Origin of the sequence: Luteibacter sp., assembly GCF_051958795.1 — a bacterium.
Taxonomy (GTDB): Bacteria; Pseudomonadota; Gammaproteobacteria; order Xanthomonadales; family Rhodanobacteraceae; genus Luteibacter.
In genome coordinates this window covers 14,391-27,402 of the sequence record NZ_JBQCFT010000086.1, presented here as the reverse complement: position 1 = coordinate 27,402, position 13,012 = coordinate 14,391, and the positions used below count along the sequence as shown (strand labels likewise).

The following is a 13,012-nucleotide window of genomic DNA, read 5'->3' as shown; positions in this document are numbered from 1 at the left end:
GATGAGCATGCTGCCGCTGTTCGCGCAGGGCCTCGGCATTGATGCGCCGACCGCCGGCCATGCGATCAGCGCCTACGCGCTCGGCGTGGTCGTCGGTGCGCCGATCATCACCGTGCTGGGCGCGCGCATGCCGCGCCGCCGCCTGCTGTTGTTGCTGATGGCGATGTTCACCGTGTTCAACGGCCTGACCGGCCTGTCCCCGAGCTACCACTGGATGCTCGTGTTCCGCTTCCTCGCCGGCCTGCCACATGGCGCCTACTTCGGCGTCGCAGCGCTGGTGGCGAGTTCGCTCGTCCCCGCCAACCGGCGTACGCGCGCGGTGGGCCAGATGTTCCTCGGCCTTACGGTCGCAACGATCGCTGGCGTGCCGCTGGCGAGCTGGCTCGGCCAGGTCGTCGGATGGCGCTGGAGTTTCGCGCTGGTCGCGTTGCTGGGTGTCGCGACGATGAGCGCCGTATTCGCGTTCGCACCCAATACACCGGCCGATACGAAGGCGAGCCCGCTGCGCGAACTCGGCGCGCTGAGGCGTCCGCAGGTGTGGATTACCCTCGGCATTGGCGCGATCGGCTTCGGCGGCATGTTCGCGGTCTACACCTACCTCGCCGACATCCTGCTCAGCGTGACGCACATGCCGCTCTCCACCGTGCCGTGGATCATGGGCGTGTTCGGTGTCGGCATGACGCTGGGCAACGTGGTCATACCGGTGTTCGCCGATCGCGCGCTGATGCGCACGGCCGGCGTGCTGTTGCTCTGGGCACTGGTCGTCCTCGCCATCTTCCCGTTCACCGCGGGTAACGTCTGGACGCTCGGCATTGCCGTGTTCTTCATCGGCATTGGTGGCGCGCTTGGCACCGTCCTTCAGACACGTCTCATGGATGTCGCTGGCGATGCGCAGGCGCTGGCTGCCGCGTTGAATCATTCTGCGTTCAACACAGCGAATGCGCTCGGGCCGTTCCTTGGCGGTCTGGCGATCGCGCATGGGTACGGGTGGACGTCGCCGGGTTGGGTTGGAAGTGGCCTGGCGCTTGGTGGGTTGTTGCTTTGGGCGGTGTCGGTTTCGGTCGAGCGAAGCAGCCGTAGGGCCTTGTCTCAAGTGCCGTGTAGCAGCGAGTGCTAATTTTGCCACCTGGCCAAATCGGCGGATTGACCGATTAAGGTCGCTGTCCTAGTATCCGTCACAACACGGCCCCTCTCGGCCGGGTGCTGCTAGTTCAGCATCCGGACGCTGAGGGGTTCTTTTTTGGGCTACCACATCTTCTGCCAGTCGTCAGGGGCGCCCATACCCGCGAGATCCAAGCCTAAGTGGTTCAGCTTTGGAAAGGTCTCCAGATGCGTTCGCATCCGTTCGCTCCAGCTTGATGACGGGTTTACGATTGTCACCAGATGTTTCGTAAGCAGGAGCAGCGTGAAGCATCTCGCTCTTGCATGGGTGTCGCCCCTGAGGGGCTCAATCAGGGCTACTTCCGCATTTGTAGGAAATTTTGGCTGATCTACGATATTCCTGTTCCAGAGGCGGCTGTGGTGCGCGCAAACGTTCCGTAGATAGTTCAAGGCTCGAAGCCAGGATGCAAAAACGCGCCCGCTGGTGAGTCCATACACGTTGCAGATCTCATCCTGCTCAACTTCGCGCATTCCGCCGTAAAGCGTAGAAAGAGTCCCAAAATCCCAGACCTCACATGCTACCCAGATCGGCATGGGTAGGCCGTACTTTTGTTTGTTGTGACGAACAAATTCCTCGCGAGATCTAGCAATCAGCTGTGCATGCTTTCCAAGCCACTGATGGTGGCGTGTTAGGCCTGTTTCGGGATCGAGTGACTCGCTAAATGCTGAGTGGAGTAAGTCGGGTCTCAAGTAGGCGAACGGGTCTACTTTTCCCAAGGTGTGTGAGATGTCCACTCGCAATGCGACTTCGATCCGCTCGATAGCATCCAGCACCAACATGCGAAGCTTCTTGTCGAATACATACAGATCAGCTGCGTCCTTGAATGTCGCTCCTTGCTTGAATTCATCCAGGACGACCGTCGTGCATTTGGCTCGAGCTGGCCTTTGCCCGTTGCCGTCAAGAAGGACTATAGGTCCGCTTCTCTCCCTTAGGGCATACCAGTAGCCACTGATTCGATAGTAACCAATTCTCTTCAGGCATCTGAGGCAGGCTTCCCTGTCGGTAACCGCGAGGCCGCGAGCAATCAACTGGTCAAGCTGATCTTCATAGCTCTTCCATGTCTTCGTGTACGACACGCCAAGTCCTTCTGCTTCTTCGAAATCCAGGTTGGCGATTGTAGCCAGTGAGCGCATGCCATTCGGCGCTTCGTTTACCTTAACTTGCGAATACAGAACAAAGCGTCGTTGGATGCTGCCGTTACTCGTGAGACCTACAACAGAGTGGGGATATTCCTACTCGCACGAACGTCACATCCTGACAGACGGCGAATGGACGCCAAGGGAGCATGGCGCAATGACCATCACCGACCCGATAGTGCTAGACAGACTCGCCTGCCTCGCTGACGCGACAGGTCGAGATCCCGATGTGCTCGCCACCGAGATCTTAAGAAATTTCTTCTATCCGACGTATAGGCATCCGCTCATCAACGAGTTTCGATGGCGCATGGATGTTGTTGGTGGTCTCGAGGATTAAGAGGTACGACGCTGGCTTGATCTACTTCCCAATACAGAACGAACTAAAGATCGCCCCAAGCAGATCGTCTGAAGAGTAGGCGCCGGTTACCTCGCCGAGCGCCTGCTGCGCATGCCGGAGTTCTTCGGCTGCGAGTTCGCCCGCATGCGCGCCATGCAACGCGTCGGCCGTTCGCATCAGATGCGCTTCCACCTGCTCGAGCGCGACAACGTGGCGGCGGCGGGCGCTAAATGCACCATCGCCTGCACCGGCCGTGGCGAGTGTACGGAGCATCTCGCGGAGCGTGTCGAGACCTTCGCCTGTGCGGGCGGATAGCCACACCTTTTCGTAACCGGCGGACTGAGTGCGATGGGCACGATCACTGCCGAGATCAATCTTGTTCACGACGACGATTCGAGTAGCGTGCGCGGGCGTGCCTTCGAAGAAAGCCAGATCGACATCAGCGTGGGCTTCATCGCTCACCATGATCGCCACGTCACAGCGTTCCAGCTGCGCGCGCGCGCGGCGGATACCCTCGCGCTCAACGATGTCGTCGGATTCACGAAGACCGGCTGTGTCGGCAAGCTCCAACGTGACACCGTCGATGTTGATCGCCTCGCGCAGGACGTCCCGCGTCGTGCCAGCGATGTCGGTGACGATGGCGCGTTCCGCACCGGCCAGGGCATTTAGCAGGCTCGACTTTCCCGCATTCGGCCGTCCGACAATCGCGACGGTGATTCCATCGTTCAAGCGAACCCCGCGTCGCGTCTCGACAAGCAACGCATCAAGATTCGCGCGCAGTGCGGCGAGCTGCTCGCCAATCACGGGATCCGCGAGAAAGTCGATCTCTTCTTCAGGGAAGTCGATGGCCGCTTCGATATGCACGCGCAACGCAATGAGCTCGGCGAGCAAGTCATCCACGCGCGCCGAGAACACGCCTTCCATCGAGCGCAGCGCGGCGCGCGCACCCGCTTCGGATGTCGCGCTGACCACATCGGCCACCGCTTCCGCCTGCGCGAGATCGAGCTTGCCGTTGAGGAACGCGCGCTCCGTGAATTCGCCCGGGCGCGCGAGGCGTGCACCGAGCGAGATGCATCGACGGAGGAGGGCGTCGAGCAAGACCGCGCTGCCGTGGCCCTGCAATTCCAGGACATGCTCGCCGGTGTAAGACGCCGGGCCCGGAAACGAAAGCAGGATCCCGCGATCGATCAGCTCACCATCCGCATCACGAAACGCGGTGAAGTGCGCGTACCGCGGCTTTGGCTCACGGCCGAGTAGCTTCGACGCAATCAACGGTGCCAGGGGGCCAGATACGCGAACGGCACCGACACCGGCCGCGCCGGCGCCGGTGGCGATGGCTGCGATGGTGTCGGTGCCGTGGCTCATGGCGAATTAGGCGGTGCGTGCCTTTTCGTGGGCTTTATCAACGCTGCGGTTGATGTACCACTGCTGCAGCAGGCTGGTCGCGCCGTTGACGGTCCAGTAAAGCACCAGGCCCGCCGGGAAGAACGCGAAGAAAACACCGAAGATCAGCGGCATCACCTTCATCATCTTCGCCTGGGTCGGATCCATGCCCGCCGTCGGCATCATGCGCTGGGTGAGCAGCGTGACCAGGAAGTACAGCACCGGCAGCACGTAGAACGGATCCGGAGCGGAAAGATCGTGGATCCAGCCGAAGAACGGCGCGTGGCGCAGCTCGATGGATTCCGACAGCACGCGGAGCAGGCCGATGAAGATCGGGAAGGTGATCAGGATGGGCAGGCAGCCTGCCATCGGGTTCACCTTCTCCTTCTTGTACAGCTCCATCATGGCCTGCTGCATCTTCATGCGGTCATCGCCATAGCGCTCCTTGAGCGCCTGGACCCGCGGCTGCAGCTTGCGCATGCGTGCGCCCGAACGGAACTGGGCATCGGTGAGCTTGTACAGCGCCGCCTTGATCAGCAGCACGAGCAGGATGATCGCGACGCCCCAGTTGCCACTGATGGCATGCAGCTGCGAAAGCAGCCAGTGGAGCGGGGTGGCGATGATCTTTAGCCAGCCGTAGTTCGCCGTGAGGTCCAGGCCCGGGGCGATCGCATCGAGCGTGCCCTGCAGACGGGGGCCAACGTACAGGCGGGCGACGCTATCCACGGCCTGGCCGGGCGCGACCGAAATCGCCGGGCCGAACGCGCGCACGAGATAACGCGGCGTCGCCGAGGTCGGGTCGACGATGTTGGTGCTGTACGACACGTTCTGGTCGGCCGGCGGGATCCAGGCCACTAGGAAGTAATGCTGGAGCATGCTGATCCAGCCGCCGGTGATCGGGCGGTTCAGCGGGCTCTTCTGGAAATCGGCGAAGTTCAGCGATTCGAACTTCGTCTCCGGGCTGTACCAGCCGGCGCCGAAGAAGCTGTGCTGTGCCGGATCGGTGTAGCTCTGGAACCAGCTGGCCTTCTCGGCCGGAGCGCGCTGCAGCTGCTGGTAGGCATTACCGGTCCAGGTCGACTGGGTGCCGTTATCAATGCGCTGGTCGAGGTCGACCACGTAGTCCATGCGCTTCAACGTGTAGCGCTTGGTGACCTTCACGCCCGACGGATCGGCCCAGGTCATGTCGAGGCTCACGGACTTCTCGCCATCGGCGAGCTTGGCCACGGTCTTTTCGGCGTGGAAGAGGGCGCGATGGTCCGGCGCGGCGCCCGTGCTGCTGACCAGGCCATCCTGCGCGGCGAAGAAGGTCTTCGCGTCGTCATCCAGGAGGCGGACCGGCGGCGGGGTCGGATCCTTCCGGGTCACCGGCTTGTTCGGGTAATAGAGCAGTTCCGAACGCACGATGCTGCCGCCACGCGTATCGATGGTCAGGCGGAGGACGTCGTTCTCGAGGGTGACCAGCTCGGCCTTGCCGGCCGGGACGGCCGAGGTGTCAGCGGGGACGTTGGCCGCGCCGGAGGCACCAGGCACGCTGCCATCGGCAGCCGGCTTGCCATCCACCTGGGCGGCGGCGGCAGGCTGGGCGGCGGGCGGCTTCGGGCCGTAATCCTGCTCCCACTGCGTCCACAGCACGTACGCCACGAACATGAGCGCAAAGAAGAGAAGCGTACGCGTTTGATTCATCAGCTTAAGCCAGATCCGTTAGGCACCGCGGCCGATATGAGGACGGGCAGGCGGGCGGGAAAGAGGTCAACGCGAGATTGTGCCGTCGGCACCCTCGCGCTTCAACGGCTTGATGCGCCGGAGGAGGGAATCCAGTTCCGCCAGGAGGGCGGTGCCGGGCACCTCGACCGCACTGTCGCGGGCCATCACGAGGATATCGACGGGCGGCAGGTCAGGCCGGGCGCGGCGAAACGCCTCACGCGCCAGGCGCTTGATGCGGTTGCGGTCCACGGCACGCTTGGAGCAACGCTTGGAGATCGCCAGGCCGAGCCGGGCGGTGCCTGCCGCGTTGTTTCCGAAGCGCAAAAGAAAACAGCGGCCGCCGAGGCGACCGCTGACATTTCGCAGGGCTGCGAAGTCGGCGGCGCGGCGTAGCCGCGCATCGCGCGGCAGGGCTGCGGCACGCACGACCAGCGTACCGCTTACGGGATCAGGCGCTTGCGACCCTTCGCACGACGGGCGTTCAGGATCTTGCGGCCATCGGCCGTGGCCATACGGGCGCGGAAGCCGTGGGTACGGGCGCGCTTGAGCTTGCTGGGCTGGAAAGTACGCTTCATGGCGCTTGCATCCGGATGAAGATAAAAATTGGCCCAAAAGTATGCGGGACATTCCCGAAGGATGTCAAGCGCTTGGCCAATGGATGACAAGACGCCCCGGGCGAGGGAGGCGCCGAGAGGGGAGCGGAAGGCTGGTAGACTTCATCGTCCACCCCGCGCGCAAGCGCCCCTTCACGCTGTGGCAAAGAATACCCGATGAGTGATCTCTGGAGGCGCTGTCTCGAGCGTCTTGATGGCGAATTGAGCCCCGAAGACGTCCATACCTGGCTCATGCCCTTGCAGGCCAGGGAGGACGGCACGGGCCTGTACCTGTATGCGCCGAACCCGTACTCGCTCGATACCGTGCGCAGCCAGTTCCTGGTCCGGATCGAAGCGATCATCGAACACCTGGCGGGCCACCCCCTGCCCGTGCGCCTGGAAGTCGGTTCGCATGGCGGGCGCCCCGCGCCTGCGCGCCCGGCTTCGGCCGTGGCGGCCAGTGCACCCGTGTCGAGCCATATGGCGCCTGCCTCCGCGGCCGCCGTGCATGCGCCGGCTGCGCCCGAACCGCCGCACCAGCACAACCTGGATCCGCACTACACGTTCGAAACGTTCGTCGAAGGCAAGTCGAACCAGCTGGGCAAGGCCGCGGCGATGCAGGTCGCGATGAATCCCGGCCGCGCCTACAACCCGCTCCTTCTGTATGGCGGCACCGGCCTCGGTAAGACGCATCTCATGCATGCCGCCGGCAACCTGCTGCTGCAGAACAATCCGGAGGCGAAGGTGCTTTACCTGCGCTCGGAACAGTTCGTCAGCGGCATGGTGAAGGCGCTGCAGCAGAAGAACATGGATGACTTCAAGCGCCGCTTCCGCTCAGTGGATGCGCTGCTGATCGACGACATCCAGTTCTTCGCCGGCAAGGACACCACGCAGGAAGAATTCTTCCACACCTTCAATGCGCTGTTCGAAGCGAAGCAGCAGATCATCCTGACCTGCGATCGCTATCCGAAGGAACTGGACAAGCTCGAGCCACGCCTGAAGTCGCGCCTGGGCTGGGGTCTGTCGGTGGCCATCGAGCCGCCGGACTTCGAGACGCGTGCGGCCATCCTGCTCTCCAAGGCGGCAGACAAGGAGATGTCGCTGTCGGAGGACGTGGCGATGCTGCTCGCGCGGCGCATCCGTTCCAACGTGCGCGACCTCGAGGGCGCGCTCAACACGCTTGCCGCGCGTGCGAACTTCTACCGTCGCGACATCACCACCGATTTTGCCGAAGAGACCCTGCGCGACCTGCTCAACACGCATGCGCAGGCCGTCACGGTGCCGAACATCCAGAAGACGGTCGCTGACTATTACCAGGTGCGCCTGTCCGACCTGCTCTCCAAGCGCCGTGTGCGCTCCCTGGCGCGCCCGCGACAGGTAGCCATGGCCCTGTCCAAGGAACTCACCGAGCACAGCCTGCCGGAGATCGGAGAGGCCTTCGGTGGGCGCGACCATACGACGGTGCTCCACGCGTGCCGGACGATCCGCGGTTTCTGTGAGAAAGACGTACGTATGCGACAGGATTGGGAACAGCTCATCCGTATCTTGACGGGCTGAGAACCTGTGGATAATAGGTGGGTGAACTGAGGACGGTTTCAGGCGCCGAAGTTATCCACAATGCACCCACATGAAACCGTCAGCTAGAGCCATTGGATATCAGAAAGCAAATTATTGAAAAGTAAGACGAAATCTTAGTTTTCAAGATATCCACCGGCCTAACTACAACCACTATAAAATCTTTAAAACCTTAAAAGCAGGAGTAGGGGACGCATGCAATTCAGCATCCAGAGGGAAGTACTGCTCAAACCCCTGCAGCAAGTCGTGGGCGTCGTAGAACGTCGACAGACGCTTCCCGTGTTGGCGAACCTCCTGGTGCGCGCCTCCGGAAGCGACGTCTCCTTTACCGGCACGGACCTTGAAGTCGAGATGGTGGCCACCACGGCTGCCGACGGCGTGCAGGAAGGCGAGATCACGATTCCCGCCCGCAAACTGTTCGATATCGTTCGCGCACTACCCGATGGCGCGAAGATCGACCTGAAGCTCAATGGCGATCGCATCGCGCTGAACGCGGGGCGTAGCCGCTTCACGCTCGCGACTCTGCCGGCTACGGAATTCCCGACCGTCGACGAGATCGAGCTGGTCGAGCGGGTGACGCTGCCGGAAGAAGTCCTTCGCGACCTGATGGAGCGGACGGCGTTCGCGATGGCGAACCAGGACGTGCGCTACTACCTCAACGGCATGCTGCTGGATCTCCAGGAGCACACGCTGCGTTGCGTGGCCACCGATGGCCATCGCCTGGCACTCAAGGAAACCCGCCTCGAGAGCTCGGTGCAGGCTCGCCGCCAGATCATCATCCCGCGCAAGGGCGTGAACGAGTTGATCGGCCTGTTCGAGTCCGGCGAGGGCACGGTGGAACTCGAGTTCGGTCGCAACCATCTGCGTGTTCGCCGCGGCGGTGTGCAGTTCACGTCGAAGCTGATCGACGGCCGCTTCCCGGACTACGAGGCGGTGATCCCGCTCGGCGCCGACAAGAGCGCCACGATCGAGCGCGATGTGCTGCGTAGCGCCCTGCAGCGCGCCGCGATTCTCTCGAACGAGAAGTACCGCGGCGTGAAGCTGGAACTCCAGCCGGGTTCGATCAAGATCGTCGCCCACAATCCGGAGCAGGAAGAAGCCCAGGAAGAAGTGGAAGCCGATACCAGCGTCAGTGACCTGGCCGTGGGCTTCAACGTTGGGTACCTGCTGGACGCGCTGGGCGCGCTTCGCGGCGATAAGGTTCGCCTGAACCTCCGTGATGCCCAGTCCAGCTGCCTGCTGCAGGAAGAGGGCAACGATGAAGCTCGCCATGTGGTGATGCCGCTTCGCCTCTGACCTGCCGACAAGGTAAAGTTCGGCCACGACGCCGGGGATGTCTTCGACACCCCGGCGTTGTTCGTTCTGGCATGGGATAAAGGCAGGGAATGAAGTTCGAGTCACTCCGGATTGCCGGCCTGCGTTGCCTGGATGGGGTTTCCATCACGCCCGCGCCTGGGATCAGCGTGTTTGTCGGCGCTAACGGCGCCGGCAAGACGAGCGTGCTCGAGGCGGCCTACCTGCTCTCGCATGGCCGGTCGTTCCGAGCCGGCTCGCGGGATGTCCTGCTGAAGCGGAGCAGCAATGCGCTCTCAGTGTTCGCCGAGGTCAGTTCGGCGGAGGGCCGTACGAGGCGTCTCGGCCTGGGCCGCGAGGGTGGCCGATGGCAGGCCCGGATCGACGGTGATGTCGCCTCGCTTGGGGCCCTGGTGCAGGAGTGCGCCGTAGTCTGCTTCGAGCCGGGTTCCCATGACCTGATCGCTGGCGGGTCGGAGGAGCGCCGACAGTTCCTCGACTGGGGTTTGTTCCACGTGGAACATGACTTCGTCAGCCAGTGGCGCCGGTATCAACGGGCGCTGAAACAGCGCAACGCCTTGCTGAGGAGCGGCGGGTCCCTGGATCCGGGTCTCATCGAGCCGTGGGAATCAGAACTGTCGACGTCAGGCGAGGCCCTATCCGGCTATCGCCAGGGTTATCTCGAGCGCCTTCTTCCCCATATCCGCTCGTTCATGGGCAATGTCCTGCCGGAGCTCGTCGAGTTCACGATCCGCTACAAAGCCGGCTGGGACGAGACGACCCACCTCGCCACGACCCTCATGGAACGCCGCCACCGCGATCTGGCTCGGGGCCACACGACCGCTGGCCCCCACCGGGCGGACTTCTCGGTCGCCTTCGAGCAGGCCCCGCTACGCGAGCACCTTTCTCGCGGCCAGGAGAAGCTCTGTGCCCTGGCATGCTTGCTGGGCCAGGCAGCGCTGCATGCTGAAGCGCGGGGGGAATGGCCTGTGGTCTGCCTCGACGACCTTGCTTCTGAGCTTGATCGTACCCATCAAGAGTGGGTGGTTGCCCAGCTCATGGGCCGCGATGTCCAGGTGCTGGTGACCGGTACCGAGGTTCCGCACGCCCTCATCGACCAATCCGTCACTGTGTTCCACGTGGAACAGGGTTCCGTGGCGGCTTTGCTATAATCGACCGACTGTCCTGGCGCTGCGCCTTGCGCGCGCCGGGGCCTCCTGCGTCATCACCAGGCCTCGCATGAACGAACCTCTCGATCCGACCAATTCGAACGCCTACGATTCCGGCAGCATCAAGGTCCTGAAGGGCCTCGAGGCTGTCCGTAAGCGCCCCGGCATGTACATCGGCGATACGGATGACGGCACCGGCCTGCACCACATGGTCTTCGAGGTGGTGGATAACGCCATCGACGAGGCCCTTGCTGGCTATTGCGACTACGTCACCGTGACGATCCACGATGACGGCACCGCCAGCGTGGCCGACAACGGCCGCGGCATCCCCGTGGATACCCACCCGGAAGAGGGCAGGTCCACGGCCGAAGTCGTCATGACCGTCCTTCACGCCGGCGGCAAGTTCGATGCGAACTCGTACAAGGTGTCCGGCGGCCTGCACGGCGTGGGCGTCTCCGTCGTGAACGCGCTCAGCGAGAAGCTGTGGCTGACGATCTGGCGTGATGGCAAGGCCTGGAACCAGGAATATGCCCACGGCGAGCCGGTCGCCCCGATCGCGCCCACCGCCGACACGACTCGTCGCGGCACGATGGTTCGCTTCCTGCCCAGCAAGCTCACCTTCACCAACAACAACGAATTCCACTACGACATCCTTGCGAAGCGCCTTCGCGAGCTGGCGTTCCTGAATTCGGGTGTCACGATCGAGCTCGTCGACGAGCGCAACGATCGCAAGGACATCTTCGCCTACGAGGGCGGCATCAAGTCCTTCGTACAGCATCTGGCCCAGCTCAAGACGGCCCTGCATCCCACGGTCATCAGCTTCAGCTCGGCGACCGACGGCATCACGGTCGAACTGGCCATGCAGTGGACGGATGCGTACCAGGAAACGATGTTCTGCTTCACCAACAACATCCCGCAGCGCGATGGCGGCACCCACCTCACGGGTTTCCGTGCGGCACTGACCCGTACGCTGCAGAACTACATCGAGAAGGAAGGCATCGCCAAGAACGCCAAGGTCGCGCTTTCGGGCGATGACATGCGCGAAGGCATGATCGCCGTGCTCTCGGTGAAGGTGCCGGATCCGAAGTTCTCGTCGCAGACCAAGGACAAGCTGGTTTCCAGCGAGGTCAAGACCGCGGTGGAGCAGGTCGTCAATGACAAGCTCGCCGAGTTCCTCCTCGAGAACCCGACCGAAGCCAAGAACATCGCTTCGAAGGCCGTCGACGCGGCTCGCGCTCGCGAGGCAGCCCGCAAGGCCCGCGAGATGACCCGCCGCAAGGGTGCGCTGGATATCGCCGGCCTGCCGGGCAAGCTGGCGGATTGCCAGGAGAAGGATCCCGCGCTCTCCGAACTGTTCCTGGTCGAGGGTGACTCCGCAGGTGGCTCGGCCAAGCAGGGCCGAAACCGCCGTACCCAGGCCGTCCTGCCGCTCAAGGGCAAGATCCTCAACGTCGAGAAGGCTCGCTTCGACAAGATGATCTCGTCGGCGGAAGTCGGCACGCTGATCACGGCGCTGGGCACCGGTATCGGCAAGGAGGAGTACAACCCCGACAAGCTGCGCTACCACCGCATCATCATCATGACCGACGCGGACGTGGACGGCTCGCACATCCGTACGCTGCTGCTGACCTTCTTCTACCGGCAGATGCCGGAGCTGATCGAGCGCGGCCACGTGTATATCGGCCTGCCGCCGCTCTACAAGGTGAAGCAGGGCAAGCAGGAGCTCTACATCAAGGACGACAGCGTCCTGAACGACTTCCTGATTTCGAGTGCCGTCGACAACGCCTCGCTGGAGCCGGAAGGGGGTGCGCCGGGCATCGGCGGCGAAACGCTCGAGAAGCTGCTGCGCGATTACCAGTCGGCCCTGGACCAGATCGAACGCATGTCGCACCGCTTCGATACGTCAGTGCTCACCGCGATGATCGAGCACAAGCCGCTGCAGGAAGGCTTCTGGAACGACGCCACCGCCATGCAGGCCTGGCTCGACGGGATCGCCACGCGCCTCAGCGCGAGCGGCCTCGGCAAGCCGACCTACGCGCTCCGTTTCCGCCCGGCGTTGAACGAGCAGGGTGCGGCGGTTGAAGTCGAGCGCATGCAGCACGGCCTCAGCCACACCTGGATCATGACTCAGGCGTTCTTCAGCGGCAGCGACTACCGGGCCATCGCCACGATCGCGGGTGCGCTCGCCGAGCTCAGCCTGAAGCCGGGCGCCGTGGTCCGCCGCGGCAACGGTTCGCGTGGCGTCACCAGCTTCGCCGATGTGCGCACCTGGCTGCTCGATGAAGCCAAGAAGGGCCGTACGATCCAGCGCTTCAAGGGCCTCGGCGAAATGAATCCGGAGCAGCTGTGGGAAACCACCGTGAACCCGGAGACGCGCCGCATGCTCCAGGTCGGCATCGAAGATGCCGTGGCTGCCGACCAGATGTTCTCGATGCTGATGGGTGAAGCGGTGGAACCGCGCCGCGACTTCATCGAATCGAACGCGCTGAAGGTTGCCAACCTGGATATCTGATTCCGTCCAATAACATGGCGAATCCGATCGAAAAGCCCGGCTGTCGAAGGACAGCCGGGCTTTTTCATATCCACTACGTTCGCCGGCGTAGGGTGGTTTCAAATGGCAATTTCAAGGGCCAAAAAGCACCCCAATTTCGTCAGCG

11 protein-coding genes are annotated in these 13,012 nt (G+C 63.0%); 6 read left to right on the top strand and 5 right to left on the bottom strand.

The genetic code is table 11. The annotated features are described in order from the left end of the window. Window positions 1–1,117 (top strand): MFS transporter (locus ACTHLF_RS04685; protein ID WP_440325292.1); only part of this gene is annotated, 1,117 nt, incomplete at its 5' end. Window positions 1,118–1,245: 128 nt separating this feature from the next. Here the strand turns inward: ACTHLF_RS04685 and ACTHLF_RS04680 are convergent. Then, window positions 1,246–2,295, bottom strand: a complete 1,050-nt coding sequence (locus ACTHLF_RS04680; protein WP_440325291.1) for an Abi family protein — start codon at window positions 2,293–2,295, stop codon at window positions 1,246–1,248. A gap of 160 nt (window positions 2,296–2,455) precedes the next feature. Here ACTHLF_RS04680 and ACTHLF_RS04675 point away from each other — a divergent pair, with 160 nt between their 5' ends. Next, window positions 2,456–2,635, top strand: coding sequence for a hypothetical protein (locus ACTHLF_RS04675; RefSeq protein WP_440325289.1), 180 nt, complete (start codon window positions 2,456–2,458; stop codon window positions 2,633–2,635). Window positions 2,636–2,656: 21 nt separating this feature from the next. On the opposite strand, the gene mnmE is transcribed toward ACTHLF_RS04675, so the two are convergent. The 4 genes from mnmE to rpmH form a co-directional block, all read right to left on the bottom strand. Next, window positions 2,657–4,000 (bottom strand): tRNA uridine-5-carboxymethylaminomethyl(34) synthesis GTPase MnmE, encoded by a 1,344-nt coding sequence (gene mnmE, locus ACTHLF_RS04670; RefSeq protein ID WP_440325287.1) that lies wholly within the window; start codon window positions 3,998–4,000, stop codon window positions 2,657–2,659. Window positions 4,001–4,006: 6 nt separating this feature from the next. Then, complete coding sequence (yidC, locus tag ACTHLF_RS04665) at window positions 4,007–5,704, bottom strand: membrane protein insertase YidC (RefSeq protein WP_440325285.1); 1,698 nt, start codon at window positions 5,702–5,704, stop codon at window positions 4,007–4,009. Between the two features lie 66 nt (window positions 5,705–5,770). After that, window positions 5,771–6,151, bottom strand: a complete 381-nt coding sequence (gene rnpA / locus ACTHLF_RS04660) for a ribonuclease P protein component (RefSeq protein ID WP_440325283.1) — start codon at window positions 6,149–6,151, stop codon at window positions 5,771–5,773. Between the two features lie 14 nt (window positions 6,152–6,165). Beyond that, window positions 6,166–6,300: a 50S ribosomal protein L34 gene (gene rpmH, locus ACTHLF_RS04655; protein ID WP_008211413.1), complete on the bottom strand. Its 135-nt coding sequence runs from the start codon at window positions 6,298–6,300 to the stop codon at window positions 6,166–6,168. Window positions 6,301–6,495: 195 nt separating this feature from the next. Here rpmH and dnaA point away from each other — a divergent pair, with 195 nt between their 5' ends. The 4 genes from dnaA to gyrB all read left to right on the top strand — a co-directional run bounded on the left by dnaA (window position 6,496) and on the right by gyrB (window position 12,867). Further along, window positions 6,496–7,875 (top strand): chromosomal replication initiator protein DnaA, encoded by a 1,380-nt coding sequence (gene dnaA, locus ACTHLF_RS04650; RefSeq protein ID WP_440325280.1) that lies wholly within the window; start codon window positions 6,496–6,498, stop codon window positions 7,873–7,875. A 213-nt stretch (window positions 7,876–8,088) separates the two neighbouring features. Beyond that, complete coding sequence (gene dnaN / locus ACTHLF_RS04645; RefSeq protein ID WP_440325278.1) at window positions 8,089–9,189, top strand: DNA polymerase III subunit beta; 1,101 nt, start codon at window positions 8,089–8,091, stop codon at window positions 9,187–9,189. An 89-nt stretch (window positions 9,190–9,278) separates the two neighbouring features. Further along, complete coding sequence (gene recF / locus ACTHLF_RS04640; protein ID WP_440325276.1) at window positions 9,279–10,358, top strand: DNA replication/repair protein RecF; 1,080 nt, start codon at window positions 9,279–9,281, stop codon at window positions 10,356–10,358. A 67-nt stretch (window positions 10,359–10,425) separates the two neighbouring features. Continuing rightward, entirely contained in the window at window positions 10,426–12,867 is a 2,442-nt protein-coding gene (gyrB, locus tag ACTHLF_RS04635; RefSeq protein WP_440325275.1) for a DNA topoisomerase (ATP-hydrolyzing) subunit B, read from the top strand. The last annotated feature ends 145 nt before the right edge of the window (window positions 12,868–13,012 follow it).

What these genes read in the sequence shown, in the direction of transcription:
- yidC (WP_440325285.1), bottom strand. Translation starts at nt 5,704, where the DNA reads ATGAATCAAACGCGTACGCTTCTCTTCTTTGCGCTCATGTTCGTGGCG.
- ACTHLF_RS04675 (WP_440325289.1), top strand. Translation starts at nt 2,456, where the DNA reads ATGACCATCACCGACCCGATAGTGCTAGACAGACTCGCCTGCCTCGCT.
- rpmH (WP_008211413.1), bottom strand. Translation starts at nt 6,300, where the DNA reads ATGAAGCGTACTTTCCAGCCCAGCAAGCTCAAGCGCGCCCGTACCCAC.
- mnmE (WP_440325287.1), bottom strand. Translation starts at nt 4,000, where the DNA reads ATGAGCCACGGCACCGACACCATCGCAGCCATCGCCACCGGCGCCGGC.
- ACTHLF_RS04680 (WP_440325291.1), bottom strand. Translation starts at nt 2,295, where the DNA reads ATGCGCTCACTGGCTACAATCGCCAACCTGGATTTCGAAGAAGCAGAA.
- dnaA (WP_440325280.1), top strand. Translation starts at nt 6,496, where the DNA reads ATGAGTGATCTCTGGAGGCGCTGTCTCGAGCGTCTTGATGGCGAATTG.
- dnaN (WP_440325278.1), top strand. Translation starts at nt 8,089, where the DNA reads ATGCAATTCAGCATCCAGAGGGAAGTACTGCTCAAACCCCTGCAGCAA.
- recF (WP_440325276.1), top strand. Translation starts at nt 9,279, where the DNA reads ATGAAGTTCGAGTCACTCCGGATTGCCGGCCTGCGTTGCCTGGATGGG.
- gyrB (WP_440325275.1), top strand. Translation starts at nt 10,426, where the DNA reads ATGAACGAACCTCTCGATCCGACCAATTCGAACGCCTACGATTCCGGC.